This is a genomic window from Antarctobacter sp. (assembly GCF_965277915.1).
Taxonomy (GTDB): Bacteria; Pseudomonadota; Alphaproteobacteria; order Rhodobacterales; family Rhodobacteraceae; genus Antarctobacter.
The window spans coordinates 4,436,462-4,455,513 of record NZ_OZ255849.1 but is presented as its reverse complement, the minus strand read 5'-3'; the positions used below and the strand labels follow the sequence as shown (position 1 = coordinate 4,455,513).

17 protein-coding genes are annotated in these 19,052 nt (G+C 65.6%); 5 read left to right on the top strand and 12 right to left on the bottom strand.

Going from position 1 to position 19,052, the window contains the following annotated elements; translation table 11 throughout:
* Nucleotides 1–186: 186 nt before the first annotated feature.
* Genes ACQY5B_RS22730 through ACQY5B_RS22710 form a run of 5 tightly spaced genes read right to left on the bottom strand, consistent with a single transcriptional unit; the run spans nucleotide 187 to nucleotide 6,530 of the window.
* Nucleotides 187–2,289: an NAD-dependent epimerase/dehydratase family protein gene (locus ACQY5B_RS22730; RefSeq protein WP_420327222.1), complete on the bottom strand. Its 2,103-nt coding sequence runs from the start codon at nucleotides 2,287–2,289 to the stop codon at nucleotides 187–189.
* Nucleotides 2,290–2,300: 11 nt separating this feature from the next.
* Nucleotides 2,301–3,260 carry a glycosyltransferase family 2 protein gene (locus ACQY5B_RS22725; protein WP_420327224.1) on the bottom strand — a complete coding sequence of 320 codons (960 nt, stop codon included), beginning with the start codon at nucleotides 3,258–3,260 and terminating at the stop codon, nucleotides 2,301–2,303.
* Complete coding sequence (locus tag ACQY5B_RS22720) at nucleotides 3,257–4,486, bottom strand: glycosyltransferase family 4 protein (protein WP_420327226.1); 1,230 nt, start codon at nucleotides 4,484–4,486, stop codon at nucleotides 3,257–3,259. The genes ACQY5B_RS22725 and ACQY5B_RS22720 overlap by 4 nt, the downstream gene beginning before the upstream one ends.
* Complete coding sequence (locus ACQY5B_RS22715) at nucleotides 4,483–5,469, bottom strand: NAD-dependent epimerase/dehydratase family protein (RefSeq protein WP_420327228.1); 987 nt, start codon at nucleotides 5,467–5,469, stop codon at nucleotides 4,483–4,485. The genes ACQY5B_RS22720 and ACQY5B_RS22715 overlap by 4 nt, the downstream gene beginning before the upstream one ends.
* The gene (locus ACQY5B_RS22710; protein ID WP_420328578.1) at nucleotides 5,457–6,530 is read right to left on the bottom strand and encodes a Gfo/Idh/MocA family protein; all 1,074 of its coding nucleotides are present in this window, start codon (nucleotides 6,528–6,530) and stop codon (nucleotides 5,457–5,459) included. Before ACQY5B_RS22710 ends, ACQY5B_RS22715 begins: the two co-directional genes overlap by 13 nt.
* A gap of 284 nt (nucleotides 6,531–6,814) precedes the next feature.
* On the opposite strand from ACQY5B_RS22710, the gene ACQY5B_RS22705 reads away from it, so the two are divergent.
* On the top strand, nucleotides 6,815–7,579 hold the full coding sequence (locus tag ACQY5B_RS22705) for a WecB/TagA/CpsF family glycosyltransferase (protein WP_305970143.1): 765 nt from the start codon (nucleotides 6,815–6,817) through the stop codon (nucleotides 7,577–7,579).
* Nucleotides 7,580–7,615: 36 nt separating this feature from the next.
* Here the strand turns inward: ACQY5B_RS22705 and ACQY5B_RS22700 are convergent, their stop codons facing one another.
* Genes ACQY5B_RS22700 through ACQY5B_RS22690 form a run of 3 tightly spaced genes read right to left on the bottom strand, consistent with a single transcriptional unit; the run spans nucleotide 7,616 to nucleotide 11,978 of the window.
* Nucleotides 7,616–8,380 carry an SDR family oxidoreductase gene (locus ACQY5B_RS22700; RefSeq protein ID WP_420327230.1) on the bottom strand — a complete coding sequence of 255 codons (765 nt, stop codon included), beginning with the start codon at nucleotides 8,378–8,380 and terminating at the stop codon, nucleotides 7,616–7,618.
* Entirely contained in the window at nucleotides 8,377–9,930 is a 1,554-nt protein-coding gene (locus ACQY5B_RS22695; protein WP_420327231.1) for a GMC family oxidoreductase N-terminal domain-containing protein, read from the bottom strand. The genes ACQY5B_RS22700 and ACQY5B_RS22695 overlap by 4 nt, the downstream gene beginning before the upstream one ends.
* Nucleotides 9,927–11,978, bottom strand: coding sequence for an acyltransferase family protein (locus ACQY5B_RS22690; protein ID WP_420327233.1), 2,052 nt, complete (start codon nucleotides 11,976–11,978; stop codon nucleotides 9,927–9,929). Before ACQY5B_RS22690 ends, ACQY5B_RS22695 begins: the two co-directional genes overlap by 4 nt.
* A 156-nt stretch (nucleotides 11,979–12,134) precedes the next feature.
* On the opposite strand from ACQY5B_RS22690, the gene ACQY5B_RS22685 reads away from it, so the two are divergent.
* Nucleotides 12,135–12,626: a serine acetyltransferase gene (locus tag ACQY5B_RS22685; RefSeq protein WP_305970147.1), complete on the top strand. Its 492-nt coding sequence runs from the start codon at nucleotides 12,135–12,137 to the stop codon at nucleotides 12,624–12,626.
* 11 nt (nucleotides 12,627–12,637) lie between these two features.
* Here ACQY5B_RS22685 and ACQY5B_RS22680 read toward each other — a convergent pair whose 3' ends face one another.
* Genes ACQY5B_RS22680 through ACQY5B_RS22665 form a run of 4 tightly spaced genes read right to left on the bottom strand, consistent with a single transcriptional unit; the run spans nucleotide 12,638 to nucleotide 15,845 of the window.
* On the bottom strand, nucleotides 12,638–13,147 hold the full coding sequence (locus ACQY5B_RS22680; protein WP_420327235.1) for a GNAT family N-acetyltransferase: 510 nt from the start codon (nucleotides 13,145–13,147) through the stop codon (nucleotides 12,638–12,640).
* Entirely contained in the window at nucleotides 13,144–14,430 is a 1,287-nt protein-coding gene (locus ACQY5B_RS22675) for a glycosyltransferase family 4 protein (RefSeq protein ID WP_420327237.1), read from the bottom strand. The genes ACQY5B_RS22680 and ACQY5B_RS22675 overlap by 4 nt, the downstream gene beginning before the upstream one ends.
* Before the next feature lie 11 nt (nucleotides 14,431–14,441).
* Nucleotides 14,442–15,125, bottom strand: a complete 684-nt coding sequence (locus ACQY5B_RS22670) for a hypothetical protein (RefSeq protein WP_420327239.1) — start codon at nucleotides 15,123–15,125, stop codon at nucleotides 14,442–14,444.
* A gap of 54 nt (nucleotides 15,126–15,179) precedes the next feature.
* Nucleotides 15,180–15,845: a hypothetical protein gene (locus tag ACQY5B_RS22665; protein WP_420327240.1), complete on the bottom strand. Its 666-nt coding sequence runs from the start codon at nucleotides 15,843–15,845 to the stop codon at nucleotides 15,180–15,182.
* Between the two features lie 202 nt (nucleotides 15,846–16,047).
* Here ACQY5B_RS22665 and ACQY5B_RS22660 point away from each other — a divergent pair, with 202 nt between their 5' ends.
* From ACQY5B_RS22660 to ACQY5B_RS22650, 3 genes are all read left to right on the top strand, one after another.
* Nucleotides 16,048–17,238, top strand: coding sequence for a glycosyltransferase family 4 protein (locus ACQY5B_RS22660; RefSeq protein ID WP_420327242.1), 1,191 nt, complete (start codon nucleotides 16,048–16,050; stop codon nucleotides 17,236–17,238).
* Between the two features lie 91 nt (nucleotides 17,239–17,329).
* Complete coding sequence (locus ACQY5B_RS22655) at nucleotides 17,330–18,166, top strand: SHOCT domain-containing protein (RefSeq protein ID WP_420327244.1); 837 nt, start codon at nucleotides 17,330–17,332, stop codon at nucleotides 18,164–18,166.
* Between the two features lie 136 nt (nucleotides 18,167–18,302).
* Complete coding sequence (locus tag ACQY5B_RS22650) at nucleotides 18,303–18,881, top strand: hypothetical protein (protein ID WP_420327246.1); 579 nt, start codon at nucleotides 18,303–18,305, stop codon at nucleotides 18,879–18,881.
* The last annotated feature ends 171 nt before the right edge of the window (nucleotides 18,882–19,052 follow it).

The following is a 19,052-nucleotide window of genomic DNA, read 5'->3' as shown; positions in this document are numbered from 1 at the left end:
GCTTTCCGGGCGGCGCGTGCCGATTGCGCACACCATGCTTCCCTTGTGCTCCGCCAACGTGCGGGGTGCGATTCAGTTTTCCGTGTTCGGGGCCGCCAGAAGGAGACCCGGTCGATTGTCGTTAAAACAGCCAATTCTGGCCAGAATAAGGTGGAAACACAGGGATTGTTGACGGACCTCGCAGTGTCAAAAGCCAAAGAGGTTGGCCTTGGTGATCGCCTCTTCGATGAAACGGTGCTTGTCGGTCTCGGGCTGCCAGCCCAACACCTCTTTGGGCCGCGTGTTCACGAAGGGTGAGAAATGCGCCCGGCTTTTCCAGTCGGCCAGCGAGGGACGAACGACGCCCTGCCGCCGCAGGGCATATTTCTTGAGCAGGTATTTCACCGCGTCCGAGGCGTAAAAGGCATTCAGATTTCCCGGAACAACGCGAATCCGTGCCCCCAGGGCCTGTTCGATGGCATTGAAATAGCCCCGGGCCGAAAACATCGGCTCGCCCACCAGGTTGAAGCTCTGGCCAATGGCGGGCGCGTCGATCATCCGCACCAGCCCGTCCGCCACGTCGTCTATCAGAACGAAAGGCAGGATGTTGCGGCCGTGCCCCCAGATGCGCACGGCCCCTGCACCATGCCAGCGCCCGATACCCCAGTGCTGCAGCGGCCCGCCGTGACCAACGACGATTCCCGGGCGCGCAATGACCAGCGGCAGGCCCCGGTCCCGGTGCAACTCCAGCAGCTTGCGTTCGCATTCCGCCTTGGACCGGGCGTAGAGGTTGCGATCTGTCATGTCCTCGGCAAAGCCCGTGTCCTCGGTGATCTGCACGTTTGGATCGGACATGTCGTAGCTGGCGATTGTGCCGGTGTAGATCAGCCGATTCACGCCCGCCTTCTCGCTTGCCATCGCGATCCGCAGCGCCACGCCGACATCGTTCTTCAGGCAGCCGGCCCAGGTGTCGTCCAGCGACTTGGCTAGGTTGAAGACCACCTCGATCCCCTGCATTGCCTCCGTCAGCGCATCGAGATCATGCAGCGAGGCAGAGACCGTCTCGACGTTGTCTGGCAGATCGGGGAAGGGGCCGGTTTTCCCGCGCGACAGCACCCGCACGTCGCGTCCATCGGCCACAAGCCGCCGGGTCAGGGCGCGCCCGATGAACCCGGTGCCGCCGATGACCATGGCGGTCGGTTTTGGGTGTCGGGTCTGCACCGCAGGGGCGGCGGTCTTCAGGATCTCGGGGGGCAGTTTCGCGATCATCGCATCGACGGTGCGCATGACCTTGACCGCGCTTTCCCCGGAAAAGCGGGCATCCTGGGGTTTGCCCTCGGCCAGCGCGCCATAGATCGCGGCGGTCATGCCCCGGAAAGACAGGCCATAGGGATTTCGGGTGTTCAGCGAGCGGAACTGTGTCCAGGCATTCGCCAGACCCTCACGCCGATGCTGGCGGGACAGTTCCATCTGTTTCTTCAGCGGGTTGGCGACGAGGTCGGCGGCATTTTCCCGTTCGACCACCAGCACGTCCTGGGCAAAGTCCAGCCGCGCCCGGGCAGAGGAGCCGCGCAGGGTGACGGAACGGTCGTCGATGGTTTCCACCATTGCCAGTGTAAAGGTGATCTCGACCTGACCGGCACGGGCCAGGACTCGAAACCCCTGCGGGCGCGGGTCCTTGCCCGGCAGCATCACGGGGTGAGTGGCATGAGCGTGCAGGATCTCGATGTCACCGAACAGGTCCTGCGCGAAGGCCACGAGGTGTGGTCCCAGTTCCAGCAGCAGGTTCTTCGGCTCACGCAAGAGCCAAAGGTTGAACGGACCCGACCGCAGTGGCGCCAGCGGCAGTGCCCAGGTGATCTCTGCCGAGAAGACGCGGCCATAGTCCCCGGCGGCCAGCGCCTCTTTCATGCGGACATAGGATGGCAGGCCAAGAAAGTTGTGCCCTGCGTGGAATTTGCGGTTTGCCGCAATCGCTGCCCTGTGGATGCATTCGGTCTCTTCACCGGATTCGGCCACAGGTTTTTCCACAAGCACGTGCAGCCCGCCGGTGAGGCACTGAGTCGCTATATCCTTATGTATATCTGGCGGCGTCAGGATGTGTACGGCATCGCAGGCTTTCGAATCGATCAGCTCGGCGACAGTTGTGAACACCCTCGCGCCCAGCGGCTCTGCCAGGGCTCGGGCGGCGCTGTCGCGCTTGTCGCAGACCGCCGTGATCTCGACGCCCGGGGTCGCGCGCAGGGCGTCAGCGTGCCAGTCTGCGATGTAGCCGGCCCCGATCAGGCCGACACGGATGGGTGTGGACATGGGTTGAACCCTCATTTGTATTCTATAATCCGCATGTTGGCGCCAGCAATCCGCCGGGCGTGGAACCGCGCCATGCCGATCAGGTTCGGGAATTTCGACAGGGTGAGCAGCAGGGCGAGCCGGTGCGCCTGTCCGGGCGGTAATCCGTCGGCGTGCAGCCCCCGGATCGAGCGGAAGTGGCTGTAGCCGTACATCAGCAGGACAAGTGCGCTGATCCAGGACGTCGTGAGGAACCCGGCCAGGAACAGCAGCGGCAGGACGAGGGCAAAGGTCAGGACGCGGCGGCGTTCTGTCCGGAAATACTCGGGGTGCAGGTGGCCCACCTGTGCAAACCCGTGGCCGGTGCGCACCGCCCGGCGCCACCATTGGCCAAAACGCAGCATGGCCGCGTCATGGCGCGTCATCTCCAGCGGCAGGCGTTCCAGCTGCCAGCCGGCCTTGCGCAGGCGGGTGCAGAACTCGTCATCCTCGGCGGCGATCACGCGGGGGTTCATGCCGCCCACGCCCCTCCAGGCCGCTGCCCGCACCATCATGTCGCCGCCGCAGGCCCGGATCGGCCCGGCGGGGCGATGCCATTCCCAGTCGCAGATCGCGTTGTAGACCGAGGCGTCCGGGTGGATTTCCGACCGCCAGCCAGTGACGAGGCCAAGGCGCGGATGCGCCTCGAAATGCGCGCGGGCGGCTTCGAGAAAGCCGGGCTGCAGGGTGCAGTCGCCATCAATGAACATGACGATGCGCGGCTGGGACAGCGCCTCGAACCCGGCGTTCCGGGCGCGCGCGGCGGTAAATGGCGTGGACATGTCCAGTTCGACCACTTTGGCGCCAGCGGCGCGCGCCTCGGCCGGGCTGTTGTCGGTAGAGCCGGAGTCGACGTAGACGATCTCGCGCGCCTGCCCCTGGACAGAGGCCAGCGCGGCCACCAGCCGCGCGCCCTCGTTGCGGCCGATCAGGACCACATCGACGGGCGTCATGGGCGTTTCCCCTGCGGCGGCGACCCGGCGGCATAGCCACGGAACAGCGTCGAGAGCCAGCCCGCCTCGCGCGTGATGTTGAATTCGGTCTCGACTCTGGCGCGGCCTTCCAGGCCCATCCGCTGGCGCCGCCCGGGGTCGTTGATCAGGGCCTTGATGGCGTCCCGCAGCCCCTCGGCGTCACCGGGTGCCACCAGCAGGCCCGAGGTGCCATGCGCCACCAGCTCCGGCACTCCGGCGATGCGGGTGGCGATGACCGGGACGTGAGAGGCCATCGCTTCCATCAGGACCACGGGCACGCCTTCGGCGAAACTGGGCAGAACAAAGAGATCCGCCGTCGCCAGGGCGTCCGCGACCTCGGATTGCGACCGGTAGCCGGTGAACGTGACGGGCAGGTCCTGTGCCTGCGCCTCCAGCGCGGCGCGGTCGGGGCCGTCGCCGATGATCGTCACGCGCAGGTTGGGCGTGTCCGGCGCGATCCGGCGCAGTGCCTCGATCAGGATCGGCACGCCCTTGACCCCGGCCAGCCGCCCGACGAACAGCAGGTGCATGTCCGCCCCTGCGTGCGGGCTGGGGGAATAGCGGTCGGGATCGACGCCGCAATGCACGACGTGAAAACGGTCCCAGTGCGTCTGATCGGCAAAACACATCAGCTGCGACCGGCAGTACTCCGAGATGCAGGCAACTAACGTGGCGCGGGTCGCTTTTTCGTCGATGCGCCATTGGTGCGGCTCAAAGAAGATGTCCGGGCCGTGGATGGTGAAACTGTAGGGAATGCCCGACATTTCCGAGGCCAGCATGGCCACCGTGCAGGAGGCCTTGGCGATATGGTTGTGCAGGTGGTCGATGCCCAGATCCGCGAGATGGGCGGCCAGCACCCCGGCTTCGAGAAAGTAGATCAGGTTGTAAAGCCGGCCTTTCACGCCCTTGGGCGCTGTCCGCCAGGCCAGTTTCAGCGCGGCCAGGTAGCGGCCCGGGCGGCGCATCCAACGCAGATGCGCGCGCAGCAGGGTCAGCGGGTTCTTCGCCGCGTCCAGCACCTTGTAGGTCCGGGCGTGTTCTTCTCGCTGCTCCGGTCCGACAAGATGTTCGGCCCCGGTTGTACGGATCGAACAGGTTTCGACCTCGTGCCCGAGCGCGCGCAGGGCGGCAACCTCGCGCTGGATGAAGGTGTCGGAGGCGCGGGGGTATTCGCCCGTCAGATAGGCCAGTTTCGGCAAGCTCATGCGCGATCCTCTGCCGCGCGGGCCATCAATCCCTCGAAGGTATCGACGTCCTCGCCCGGAAAGGCGCTGCGCATCCGGGTGTTGGGGTAGCGCAGCGGCATGAGCCGTGCCCGCAGGATGCTCTCTCGGAAGAGGCCGGGCAGATGGCCGGAGACGGGTTTCAACAGGCGCGCCAGCGCCAGCCAGGCCCGGTAGGGCACCGTCACGTTCAGGCGCGGCCAGCCGAAACAGCGCCTGTGCGCGCGCAGGAAGCGCGCGCGGGTGGGGCGGTCGTCGTCAAAGACATTGACGATGCCGGGACCGGAGGTGGGCGCGTGCGCGGCCTCGACGGCGATTTCGGCACAAAGGTCCACATGCGCCAGCGGCAGTTCGCCGTGCGACCCGATGGTGACAAAGAGCTTGGACGCCCAGAACCCCTGCATCCCGTGCCACGTCCGCCCCGGCCCCCAAAGCGCGCCTGGCCGCAGGATCCAGCCGTCTTCAAAGCCGGCGTCGCTGAGGAACAGCGCTTCTTGCAGCCGCTTTGACCCGGCATAGGCGTCGCGGGCCTGTTCCGGCGTATCGGGCAACGGGATCAACGGGCTGGCTTCGTTCAGCGCCTCGCCCGGCGACAGCGCGTCGGTATCGTAGACGGCAAGCGACGAGATCAGCACAAGCCGAGCAGCGCTGTCCCGCCAGACCTCGCGCAGCGTTCGGGTCGCGCTCAATGTGTCGCGGGCGACTGCAGCCGGGTCGCCGCCCAGGTGGGCCGCGGCATGGATGATGGCACAGTCCCCGGGCAGGGCCGCGCGCAGGCGGTCTGCGGCATCGGTGGCGGTCAGGTCCAGTTGCAGCGGCGTGATCCCTGCGTCCCCGGCCCAATCCGCCGGCAGGGTGCTGCGATACAACGCAAGGACAGGCAGTTCCCGGCGTCGCGCCTCTGCCACGCAGGCGCGGCCGAGAAAGCCGCCCGCACCGGTGATGACAACCGTCAACTTGCCCACGGCATCGGTTCCATTGGTTCGCAGGTCGTGGTCATGGTCTGGGCGCCTGTCGTTTCTCCGGCGTTCTGGATCGCCAGCGAGACTTCCGTCAAGTGCAGGGCAAAATCGTTCGACATGCGGCAGGGGCGGCCCTCTTGCAGTGCGCCCAGCACCTCGGCGGGGCCCAGCATGAAGTTCATCGCGGCGGCTCCCCAGCGCGTGACCTTGGGGTGCGTGGGTTGCGGCAGGCGCAAGGTGCGGGGCAAGGGATGTTCGATCTGGCGCCGCCGCAGCGTCAGGCGGCGGGCAAATTTCACCTTGGCCGCATTGTCCCATGCGGCATTGCAGGTCAGCACGCCCTTGTCCCCGAAGACGCGGATACGGTGATCGTGCGGCGCGGTGATGGAACAGGTCAGCCGGGTGACCGGCCCGTTGTCGAAGAACAGCATTGCCACCGACAGGTCCGGCGCAAAGGGGCCCGTCCCCTCCTTGGCGGGGATCGTCTCGGCAGAGGCGGCGACCACGGTGCGCACCGGTCCGAACCAGGAGATAAGCCAGGTCAGGTAATAGCCCGCGTGTTCCATCGTGCACCCGACGCGGAATTCATCCTCGTAGGGCCAGGGGGCGCCGGAATCCGACAGCCACTTGTGATAGGCGGCCTGCGGGATGAACCCGTCGTCCAGTTCGGCGTAGATGGCCCGGGGCGTGCCGGCAACGCCGGTGCGCAGGGCGTGGCCCAGGGTCTGTGCCGCCTCGCCCAGTGCGGAACAGGGCGCCGAGGCGAGTGCCAGCCCCTTGTCCCGGGCCAGCTTGTGCAGTTCTTTGGCCTGCTCCAGCGTCATGGCCAGAGGCTTTTCGGAATAGACGTGACGGCCCGCCTGAAGGCAGGCGCGCGAGGTTTCGAAATGGGCGCGGGGATTGGTGAGGTTGAGCACCAGCGCGCCCGGCGCGCGGTCCATAAGATCCGCCAGGCTGTCGCGGACCGGCAAACCCCAGAAGTCACAGAAAACGCGCAACCGGTCGGGATCATGGTCCCAGACGCCGGCAACGCTGATCCCCGGCATGGCGGGCAGCGAACGCATGTAGAGATCCGCGACAAAGCCACATCCCAGCAACACGACCTGCCCGGCCTGCGCGCCTTGACCCGCGCCCGACTCCGACTTGCTCGAATTCACTGTGCCACCCTTGGCCCGCCTGTGTTTCCGCAAAGATAGAACACTTAAACATGGCCATATTTCGACGTGCACCGGGAAATTGCGGCAGTGCGGCACCAGTGATTTCAAAAAGGGCAAAACTATTGTGGAAAGGTCACTGCGAATGTCGCGGGAACAGGCTATTGCTGCGGGCGGGGGAACAGGGTGCCGTTATGGAATTCCGATTTGGCGATGACACGGTTGTCGTGAACGTGCCGACATGGGCCGTGCTGGAGGCACGGGTGCGCGAGCGGTTTGCCCGCCGTGCCGGTTTTTCGCTGGCCACGATCAACCTCGATCATATCGTCAAGCTGCGCGGTTCGGACAGTTTCCGTACGATCTATGCCGCACAGGACTTCGTTGTGGCCGATGGCTATCCGATCGTCTGGCTGTCGCGGCTGGCGGGGCGGCCCGTGTCACTGATCCCGGGATCCGAGGCGATCATGCCGTTGGCGCAGATCGCGGCGGCGCAGGGCGTGACCGTTGCGCTGTTCGGATCGTCCCGACCGGTGCTGGAGGCGGCGGCGGAATACCTCGAGCGCGAGGTGCGCGACCTGAAGGTGGTCTGCCAGATCGCGCCGCCGATGGGATTCGACCCGGTCGGGCCGCAGGCCGAAGAGATGTTGCAGCAGATCGCGGACTCTGGCGCGCGTCTGTGCTTTGTCGCGCTGGGGGCGCCCAAGCAGGAGAGTTTCTCCGCGGCGGGCCGTCGGGTCGCGCCCGAGGTGGGCTTTGCCTCGATCGGGGCGGGACTGGATTATTTTGCCGGGACCCAGCAGCGGGCGCCGAAATGGGTGCGCCGGATCGCGATGGAATGGGTGTGGCGGATGATGCTGGACCCGGGACGCCTGGCTGGACGCTATGCCAAATGCGCCCTCGCGTTGCCGGGGCTGGCGGTGCGGGCGATGCTGCTACGCTTCCGCGACCGCAAGACCTGAACGGGGTGACGGACACGGGTCAGCCTTCCCAAGGGATCAGAGCCTTCGGCGCCGCGGGCGCCGCAGCAGCAGGGTATCTTTCAGTTTGGTTTTCAGCCCGCGTGGCGGCAGAAGTTCCATGTTTCGCTCGAACGTGGCGCCGTTCAAGGTTTGATCCCGCATCAGGGCCAGTTTCACCCCCCATTGCGCGGCAGTCTCTGGCGGCAGCCCCTCGGAGACGCCCATGCCGGTGGCCAGCGCGCCGGGCAGCCAGTCGGTGATGACGATGCCGGGGAAACGGTCGTACAGATCGGCGATCAGGGCGCGGCTCAGCACCCTTTGCGCACCCTTCGACACGGAATAGGCGGCGGAGGCGGGCAGCGGGGCGATGTCGGCATAGCTGGAAACGTTCAGGATGCGCCCCGTGCCGCGCGGCGCCATGTCCTGCAATGCGGCCCAGGAACAGGCGTAAACTCCACCGAGGTTGACGGACATGCTCTGCCAGAACATCTCTGGTGTCTCGTCCAGGACATCGCGCTTGGGGTAGACGGCGGCGTTGTTGATCAGCAATGCCAGCGCGCCGTGACGGACAGTGGCCTGCGCAAAGCCCTGCCGGACCGCTGCGAAATCCGACACGTCCATCGGCAGTGCCTCGAACCTTCCTGCGCAGGTTGCGCCGGTTTCCTTCAGCGCTTCGGCCCGGCGCCCGGTGCCGACCACGGTAAACCCGGCGTCGCTCAACTGGCGGGCCAGCGCGCGGCCCAAACCGGAGCCGGCGCCGGTGACAATTGCAAACCCGTCTTCCGGCGTGATCCGGGTCATCGCTGTTCCTCCAGGATGTGGCTGGCGACGCGCAGCGCATGGGCGGCGATCGTCAGGCTGGGGTTCACGCCCATCGAAGTGGGCATGAAACTGGCATCCGCAACCCAGAGGTTTTCCAGATCATGGGCGCGGCCATCGGCGCGGGTGACCGAATGCATCGCGTCATGTCCGAACCGCAGCGTGCCGCAGGGATGCCCCCAGTTCAGTTCCGGCGCCATCGACAGGAACAGATGCCTGTGCCCCCGCAGCCCCTTGCGCAGCGCTTTGCGAAAGGCGCGACGGCGGAGGCGCAGCTCATCCGACAGGGTATATGTCACGGCCAGTTTTTCCGGGTTCGCGGGATCGTACAGCACCCGGTTATGGGCGTAAGGGAAATCCTCCATCAGCCCGACGAACAGTTGCGCATGGCCCAGAAGGATCTGTGCGGCTGCGGCCAGTGGGCGCGACAGGGCGCGCAGGCGCGGCTGGCCGCGCAGGTCGAACATGCGGTTCAGGAAATGCACCATCTCGCCATAGGAGGCGCGGATGCCCATCGCCTGCACCGCGCCCAGCCTCATTTCCTCGCAGTGATAGAAGTCGCGGAACGAAATCGCCTTGGTCGCGCCGCTCTCCGGTACGCCGCGTTTCGGCCACAGGGCAAAGCGTTCGTCGACATGCAGCATCAGGTTGCACCCGACAAGCCCCGAGGAATTGGCAAGGCCCTTCGGGGCGGCCTCACAGCCCGATGCCAGCAGCAAGCGGGGCGAATGCAGGGCGCCTGCGGCGAGGATAAAGCGCTTGGCGCCGAGCCTGCGCGTTTGGCCATCGGCGCGGACCTCTGCGCCGGTGATCCTCGTGCCGTCGGTCAACAGGCGGGTGACCGCGAGCCCGGTGACAAGATGCGCGTTGCCTGTGGCCAGTGCCGGTTCCACCCCGGCAGAGCGTCCATCCATCTTGCAGGCCCTGGGGCATTTCTTCCCCAGGCAGTTCTCACATCCCTCGACCCGGGCGATGCCGGTATGGGTGTGGTAGGGATGCAGGCCTGCGGCGCGCAGGCTTTCGGTCAATGCGGCCTCTGCCGCCTGCAGGGGCGGCGGGGTGTCCAGCGGCATCGGCGCCTCGGGCGAGAGCGGGTCGGGCGTGCCATGCACCCGGAATTGCCGCGCGGCGCGGTCGTACCAAGGGGCCATTTCATCATAGCCAACGGGCCAGCCACCTGTTGGATGGGGCTGTCCGGGCTGGTCGTCCAGGTCGTGCCGTTCAGGCCGTTCCAGCGTTGCCGCGTAAAAGACAGAACTGCCGCCCGGACCACTGCCCAAGGGGGCAAAGAATCGCGTTTCCACGCCATCCAGCGAGACATGCAGCGGATCGGGCCAGAGGCCGCGCGCGGCGCGGGCCTCGGGGACAAAGACATCTGTCAGGCCATTTCTTTCGCTGCGCAGGCCCTTTGCGCCCTTCTCGACGAACAGCACCTTTTGCCCGGCCTCTGCCAGGGCGCGGCCCAGCGTGCCGCCACCCATGCCCGCGCCGATGACGATGGCATCCCAGTCCGTGTCGAACGGTGACGTCATCCGTCCGAGGCCCCTTGCATCGAAACCTCAGGGATCAGCGATTGAAAGACCGGCTGCAGGACCGTGCGAATGCGGATCGCGGCGGAATTGGTCAGGTGGTTGTTGTCGAAATACTGGCCCTGCCCGCCTTGGACGGCAGAACAGGTGCCCTCTGCGCAGAACTGTGGCCATGTGTCGAGCAAGGTGATCTCGCCCCGCTCGGCCAGCGGCAGCCAGGACGCATCGGACAGGGTGGCCCGCAGCACGATGGCCGCCGCCGGAACGCTGGCCTCTGTCCGTGGGCGCGCGGCCAGGGGCAGGCCCGCATGGGCCGCCTCGCGCGCGGCAAGACGGCTGTTGTACAGCGGGATTTCCGGCGGCTGGCGCAGGACATGTACGCGGGGCACATGGCGGCGTAGCTCTGCCACCGTGTCGCGCGCGGCCTCCGCCAGCAGTTGTGCCTGCGTCACCTTGGTGGACACGGGCCGGTCCGTGGGGTGCAGCGCGATCCTGTCATGGGCATTCAGCCCGACGCCCTGCCCGGTCGCATAATAGCTCCACCGCCCGATCAGAAGGATCGAGTCGAGGCTGTCGAGCGCGGGCAGGGCCTGGCGGATCTGGATGTTGGCCTGGGTGCAGGCCATGTCCTGTCCGGCGGTGGCGGCGCTTTCGACCTTGCGCAGCCTGAACAGCGGCGGGCACCCGGCGCGCCAGAGGATGATGCCGGGCACCCCGGCCTCATGCGCGGCGACCTCCAGCCCCTCTTTCATGGCGCGGACATGGCTGTCGCCCCAGACTAGTAGACGCGGCGCGCCCTCTGGCCCGATCGGGCAGACTTCCAACCCGTCAAGCGGGCCGTCATCGGGCGTATAGCAGCGGCTCCAGTCCTGGAGGAAGTCGCCGGAGGCGGCGATATGCACCCGCGCCTCGGGGCCGAAACGGGATGGCACCCCGTCACCCTTGAACAGGACCCCGCCAATGGCCAGCGCGACAGTCGAGGCCAGCACCGCCCCTGAAAATACAGAGCGCCCGGTGAGCGTGCGGGCATGGCGCACGGGCAGTTCGACAAAGCGCCAGGACAGCCAGGCAAGCCCGAAAGAAAGCGCCATCCATGCCAGTGATTCCGGCAGGCCCATCTCGCCCCGCAGCGATGTGGCCAGTGTGTAGACCGGCCAGTGCCACAGGTAGAGAGAGTAGGAAATCAGCCCGACCATCCGCATCCAGGGATGCGTCAGCAGCCGGTTGACCGCACAGGCCCCGGTGCCCGATGACAAAAGCAGCACGGTGCCCAACACCGGCGGGATGGCCAGCAATCCGGGAAAGAGCGGCCCCGCGGGAAGGAACCAGATCGAGGCCAGCACCATGACCAGCCCGACCGAGGACAGCGCCGGATGGCCCCGCCATGTTGCGCGGGTCTCATGCCCCCAGATCGCCAACAGAACGCCCGAAAGCAACTCCCACGCCCGGAAGGGGAAGAGGTAGAAGGTGGCCGTGTGTGACAGTGGCGTGATCAGCACGCAGGCGGCCAGCGACACGGCCCAGCAGGCCACCAGAACGCCGATCACCCCCCAGCGCCAGCGCGCCAGCAGGACAATCGCCAGCGGCAGGAAGATGTAGAACTGCTCCTCGACCGCCAGAGACCATGTGTGCAAAAGCGGCTTGTCCTCGGACGCGGTGTCGAAATAGCCCGCCTGCCTGAAGAACAGCACGTTCGACAGGTAGACCGTGGAGGCGATCACCGCCTTGCCGTATTCGCGGAACTCGAACGGCAGCAGCAGGACCCAGCCCAGCGCCGTCGTCACCAGTAACATGGCGAAAAAGGCGGGGGCGAGGCGGCGAAAGCGGCGGATGTAGAAATTCGGCAGGCTGATGCGGCCCGTGGAATCATATTCGCGCCAGAGGATGCCGCCGATCAGAAAGCCCGAGATCACAAAGAAGATGTCGACGCCCACGAAACCGCCAGAGAGCGGCAGGCCGAAGTGATAGAGTACGACGGCCAGCACGGCGACCGCGCGCAGCCCGTCGATCTCCCCCCGGTAGGGGAGAGGCGTATGCGCAGGCGCGCTCATGCCTGCGGATGTCCTCGACCAAGGGGCGAGAGCGTCATTTTCGTCCTTCCGGAGGCTCCGGGTTATGCGCACCCTGCGGTCAGAGTGTTGCCATACCCCTTAGGATACCGCATTTCAGGGCAGTAATATGGCGGATCGCGGGCGTTGGATACCGGAATGGCGGAAAATCTGATCTCGGCCAAAGTGCCGGACTGGTCGCGCGAGCGGATCGAGCGGTTCTGGGAACCGGGCAAGAAGATGATCCGCGCGGTCCGCCGGTATCAGGCCTGGCGCGGACGTGGTCCCCTGGGACGGATGGTGGCGCGATACTGGGTGCTCAATCACTGGTTCTGGTCGCTGATGTGCCAGAGCGAACTGCATCTGACGACCGAGATCGGCGGCGGGCTGCGCCTGACCCATCCGACGGGGATCATCGTGCACCCGGAGGCGAGGATCGGCGTGAACTGCATGATCTTTCACCAGGTGACGCTGGCCGGGCCGGTGGTGCTGGGCGGTCACGTCGACGTGGGCGCGGGGGCCAAGCTGATCGGGCCGCTGACGGTGGGGGATCACGCGGTGATCGGCGCCAACGCGGTGGTGACGCGGGATGTGCCCGCCGGGGCCACCGTGGCGGGGGTTCCGGCGAAGTTGATCACCCGGTCAGATTGACCTGCCGGCGGTCACCGTGGCGGGCGGCGAAAGCGCAGGGTTTCGGGACTCCCCGCCCCAGGATCGGGGAGAAAGCCGGACTTTTCCAGCACGCGGGCGGAGGCGGGGTTGCTGCGGTCCACGCCGGCGCGGAGTGTCATGGGAGCGGTGGCGTCGAGATGCGCTGCGAGGCCCTGGACCAGTTCGGTGGCAAAGCCCTTGCCCCAGGCCTCTTCGGCGAAAAGGTAGCCGAGATGTGCAGAGTCCCGGTCGCCCTCGGGATCGGAGAAAAGCATGAGCAGGCCGATCAGGGCCTCGCCGGTCTCGACCAGCCAGACCTCCGATGCGGCCCGGCGCGTGGCGATCCAGTTGGCGATCTGCTCTGCTGTGCCGTCCAGTTGCACGGACGGCGGCAGCGGGCGCAGGACGGGCGGTGTGAGGATCCGGGCAAGGCGGTCTTCGATCGCCGCGCGGCTGGCCGGATCGTCGAGCGCCGTCCCCCAGGGGGTGACGCGCAGCCGTTCGGTGGTGAAGCCGGTCAATAGCCCAGCCCTTCAAGCTTGCGCCCGTCGAGCAGGGCGCGATAGACATCGACGGTCTTTTCGCCCTTTTTCGCCCAAGGGAAATAGCCGTCGGCATAGGATTTCGCGCGCTCTGCGGTCTCGGCCATGTTGGCGGGGGCCTCGGCGCAGGCCTCCATTTCCAGGCGGAAACCGTCCACCATGCGGTCGAAGGTGCCCATGTCGACCCGCGCACCCCGACCCTGATCGGCGAGGTCGCCCGGCGCGCCGTAATTCGCCACGATCACCTGGCAGCCACAGGCCATCGCCTCGATCACCACCCCCGCGCCCAGTTCGCGGATCGAAGGAAAGACAAAGGCGTCGGACTTGCGCATCATCTCGGCCACCTCGTCCTGGCTCTTGCGACCATGCATCGTGATGCAGTCCCCCAACCCGTGTTCGGCAATCAGCGCCTCCATCCTCGTACGTTCAGGGCCATCGCCGACCACATGCAGGTGGTGGCGGCGTAGCGCTGCGGAGGCGGCAAAGGCGCGGATCGGCAGTTCGGGCAGCTTGTAGGGGACAAGGCGGCCCGCATAGAGGAAATCCAGTCGGCCGTTGCCACGGCGCCCCGCGGGCGCGGCGCCAGTCGCGTGAAAGATGGCAGGGTCAAAGCCAATCTCGGGGAAGGAAACGATGCGCCCATCCTCGACCCGGGGCAGGTCGGCGCGCGTGTGCGAAAAGGCGCAGAGCACGGCGGCGGCATCGTCATAGGTGCTGCGGGCAAAGGGCAGATACTTGTAGAACTTCCGCAACTTCCGCAGCCCTTCCTTTTCGCGCGCCTGTTCGGCGGCAAAGGCGCGCGGCCAGTCGAGGTTGCCGTTCAGCGGGCCGATCACGAAGGGCTGTTGTACCTTGTGCGCCAACCAGCTGGGCAGGGTGGGCGACATGGGCGTGATGCGGTGCACGATGTCGAAACGCCCGGCCCGCAGGTCATCGCGGAAATGGCGCCAGACGCCGCGTTCGAAGGCAAGATAGGGCAGGTAGTTGAAGATCATCGAGGTCGACCAGCCGACCTCATCGCCGCCCCGGATCAGCCTGCCGAGCCGATACATGGGTGAGGCGATCCACTCGTTGTCGATATAGACCACGGGCACGGATGGCCCGTCCTTCTCGATGTTCTCGCGGTTGCGGACATGTGTGGCCACGGTCACATCCGCCCGTTTGCCGATTTCCAGCGCGTACTTGTAGCCGACGATGGGCAGAGAGGGCCACTCCGGGTTGCATTCGTCGGCGACCAGGAGGACGCGGGGTCTTTGGGACATCAGGGACCTCTCTACATCGCCGTGCGCCGCCGCAGGTGGCCTGCAGCGGTGGCCTGCCGCCGCTTGGGTGCGGTTTCGCGCAGGCGCTCGGCGTAGCCGGTCAGCGCGCCGGCCATCAGCCAGGTCATCGGTGTCAGCGTCGCGTTGGGGATCATGTCCGCCACGTTGATCGCCAGCATCAGCGAGAGCGGCCCGACAAAGGGAGACACCGCATCGGGGGCCTGCATCGACATGGCGCGCCATATCAGCACCAGTGGCCATAGCAGCAGGCCGAACTGGGCCAGAAACCCGACCCAGCCATAGGTACCAAGAGAGACGATCCAGAACCCGTCGGTCACGGTCAGGATCACCCCGCTGAACGGATCGAGGATGTGGTTTCGCCCCCAACTGCCCCAGCCGAAGACCGGTTTCATGTAGGCCCGTTCCAGCAGCGTGTCCTCGTTCTGGAAACGGAAGCGCAGAGAGCCGGCGCGGTCCGGGTCGATCTTTTCAGCCTGCGCCAGCATCTGCTCCTGCGGCACCAGGTCGGCGCCTTTCAGGATCGGGTAGGCCAGGGCCACCGCGCCGATCAGCAGCGCGATGCGCAGCTGCGCACGGGGGGCCAACAGGACCACCAGGGGCACCAGCAGAACCATGAAGATCAGCGCCGCCAGCGACTTGGCCATGATCAGGACCAGGGTCAGGTAGCCCGCCACGGCCAGCGCCTTGATCCGGGTCTGGCCTTCGTGCCAGCGCCACAGTGCCCATGCCTAGACAACGGAGGTCATCAGGAAAAAAGCCACCCAGATGCCGTGGTAGAGGAACACGATGGGCCGGTAGCCGCCAAAACGGATGGTCTGGGCGAAGAAATGCTGGAAATAGCCGTAGACCCAGTTGTTGAGCTGGGGAGAGACGCGCATCTCCAGCAACATCAGCGGCGTGTAGATCAGACCGCCGAAGACCAGCGCGCGCAACAGTTCCCGCATCGCGCCGCCAGAGGCCAGGTGCTGGCGGGCTAGCAGGAAGGGCAGCACCATCAGGATCTGTTCCAGAACCAGCGCCGCCGCGTCCTTGATCCCCAGTGCAGGCAGGCCGACGATGCCGAAGAACACCGGCTCTGCGTTGTTGAGGACCGTCATCACGGGTGAGAACAGGAAAGTCAGCAAGAGCACCTTGCCAAGCCGCGATCGGGGCAGCAGCGGGCCGCTGGCTTCTTTGCGCCACAAGGTCAGGGCAAAGACCATCAGCGCTGGAATGTTGTGCTTGTCCAGCGGCGGCATCATCGGGAAATCGAAGACCGCCGGCGGTTCCGGCAGGAACAGGTAGCACAGCATCAGCGACCAGATGATCGCACGATCAAGGCGCAGCCGTGACATCATCACGGCCACGAAAATCGGGCTTGCCGCCAGTGCAAGAAAGGCAATCTGGTTGGGCATGGTCGCTTTGCGTTTGGACGCGGGATGCGCCGGGTTCCAGTGTGACCTAGCAAGGGGGCGGGGCAAAGTCGCGGCTGTAATGAAGCAAAAGAGTGAAATCCGGCGCAATTCGGGCGTCGTGTCCTTTTGGGCGCGAAACGGTCGTAAAAAGGCCAGTTTCTCTTATCATTGCAGGGATCAGACCCGCACCGGGAAGAGGCCCATGACCCCCGACACTCTCCGCATCGCCTATCTGTGCGATATGTCGCCGCTGGACCGGAACCTGTATTCCGGCGGAAATGCGCGGATTTTCGATGCGTTGCGGAGCCACGCGGGCGAGGTCACGGTCTTGCCGCAGACCTGGGGCGCGGCAGACCCCCTGCGCCGCCTCATTCAAGCCATGCCGGAGCGGGTGAGCCTGCGCGCGCGCTGGCGTGCGCATTATGCCTTGCGCCGGGTGATCGCGCGTCCGATCGAGGCAGAGCTGCGGCGGGGCCGATACGATGTGCTTTTCGGGGCCTATGCGTTGCACGCGCTGGCGGGGGTGCGGGTGCCTTCGGATACGGTCGCGGCCTTCACCTCGGACGCGACGCAGACGGTCTACCGCGAATCCGAAATCGGGCAGGCGCATGAACGCATCTTCAAGCTGGGCCGGCTCCTTGACGATTGGGTCGAACGGCAGGAGCGCGCGGCGCTGGCGCGGGCGGATCTTCTGCTCTGGCCGTCGGAATGGCTGCGGACGGCCGTCGAAAGCCGTTATGGCATCACACCGGACCGCAGCCGGCTGGTGCCCTGGGGCGCCAATATCCCCGCTCCGCCGCCGCCCGCAACGCGCAGCCTGCGCCGGGGACAGCCCGTGCGCCTGCTGGTCGTCGGGCGTGACTGGCTGGCCAAGGGCGGGCCGGTGGCCTTCGACACGATGATGGCGCTGCGCGATGCGGAAGTGGATGCGCGGCTGACCGTGATCGGCTGCGTGCCGCCAGAGGATCATGTTAACCCGTTCGTCACCGTCTACCCGCAGTTGAACAAGGCCGTGCCCGAGGAGCAGGCCATCTTTGACACCGCCCTGGCCGAGGCGCATTTCATGGTCATGCCGTCCTTCGAATCCTACGGCTTCGCCTTTTGCGAGGCCGCCGCCCACGGCCTGCCGTCGCTCTGCCTGCGGGTGGGGGGCGTGCCGGTTCGTGACGGGATCACGGGCCATACCTTGCCGCTGGGGGCGAAGGCCACTGATTTCGCGCGCATCATCCTGTCCTATCTCGATGCGCCCGACAGCTATGCCCGGCTCGGCCGCGCGGCGCGGGCCGAGTTCGAGGAGCGGCTCAACTGGGATGCCTGGGGGCGACGGACCGCGGCACTCCTGCACGAGGCGGTGGCGCGCAAACGCGATACGCGCAGGGTCCGGAGCGCCTGACACCGCAGGCCCCTGCTGGTGCTGCGGCGCGGCATGTGCTACCGGTTGGGTCCGAGTCTTTCCTCAAAGCCCGAAGCGGCCGGAGCACATCATGTCCCCCCTCACAGATCACGGTTTGGCCGTGCAATCCCGCCTTTCGCAGGCCTATGGGCTGAGCCCCGACGCGGTCCTGTCGATGATGGATGCCGTCAGCCGTGGCGGCGGAATGCAAGCGCAGTTCAACGTCCCGGAACTGGGCGGCATGGGCCAATGGCAGTCCGGCGGCATGACGATGGTCGGCGACATGTTCAACACCGGGTTGCAGAACACGGTGAACAACCTCTGTGGGGAGATCGCCAATGCCTATTACCAGGGCGCCTTCTACCAGCCCGCGCCGCAGCCGCAGGGCAGCTGGCAGGGTCAGCAGCAGGGCGGCGCCTCGATGACATTCTCGGGCGGCAGTTTTGGCTCCTGGTGGCCATCGGAGCTGGGCCAGCCCTCGTCGCAGGGCTCGCAAAACAACCTAAGCTACGCGATCTTTCCGCAGTCGCGGCGGCTGGCGGTGAACCTGAACGGGCAGGTGACGGTCTATGACACCGGCGACCACCTGATCGGCGGCGTCGGGCAGCAGCAGTCAGGCGATGCCAGCTGGACCTTCACCAGCCAGTACGGGACGGTCTACCTGAACCAGCTTCCGGTGATTTCGGGGGCGGGGTCCGCGCCCGAGCCATCCTTTGCCCAACCAGAGCCGGCGCCGTTGCAGCCAGAGCCGGTCTACCAGCCCGAACCCAGCTTCCAGCCCGAGCCGGCCCCCGCGCCGGTTCAGCAGGACGGCGATTCCGACCAGATCTTTGCCGCGCTGGAAAAGCTGGGCAGCCTGCGCGACATGGGCATCCTCAGCGAGGACGAATTCGCCGCGAAGAAGGCGGAGTTGCTGTCGCGGTTGTAAGGGAAGGTGCCGCGAGGTCCGCTTCGAGCCCAAACCTCCAAGACCTAGCACCTGCAGCGAATGAAGGTTATCATACCGCCTATGGATAGTGGGGCCAGCTTTCAAATGCTATGAAGCTGGCAGAAACGCACCCAACATGTTGATCATCGCGATGTTCCAAGCGTTAGCCTTCCGATTGGTTGTGGCTTTTTTGACTTTTTTTGCTGCACACGAGAGCCGCGCTGAGTCGATTGACGTCATCTGTTCTAATATGTCGGCTTTGAATTCTCCATTCGTTTTCCTTTTGGCAAGGCACTTGGATTTCGAACCGAACGTTGCCATTAACCCGAGTCAAAGCGAGATCGTGGCCGGTGGCGGCGTGGGAACGGTTCGTCTTGTCATCTCAGGCCGTAGCTACAATGACGTTCTTGCTTGTACAGATGCGCTCAAGATTGAACGAGTTGTCCTTGAGCGTAGAATTCGAACACTCCGCAAGCGATTAGGTAAATTGGGAGAACCCATTTTCCCCGGAGCACCGCGAGGTACAGTGACCTCGCTTGGAGAGGCCGTAACAGTCAAAGGGGTGCAACTCTTTATCAGTGTCTCAGTAGACGACGATGCAATCGCGGCAACTGAAGCAGTTCTACAAGCGCAAAATCTGAACAGTCAGACGTGCTGGTCTGACGCCGCTTGTTTGTCCGCAGTAGAAGCATATTGGTCGAACGCGGTAAAATAAAGACCAAGGCTTTGCCGACAGCGAATGCGCTCCTGAAAGTAGTCTTTACGAGGTGTTCTTTAAACGTCCATTGCGTCCGCAATTCGGTCGTCGTCGGCACATGTATCACGGACCTCGTATCGTCATACTCCAGCCGCTGCATTCTGGCCTTAATCCGCCCCTCTAACTGGC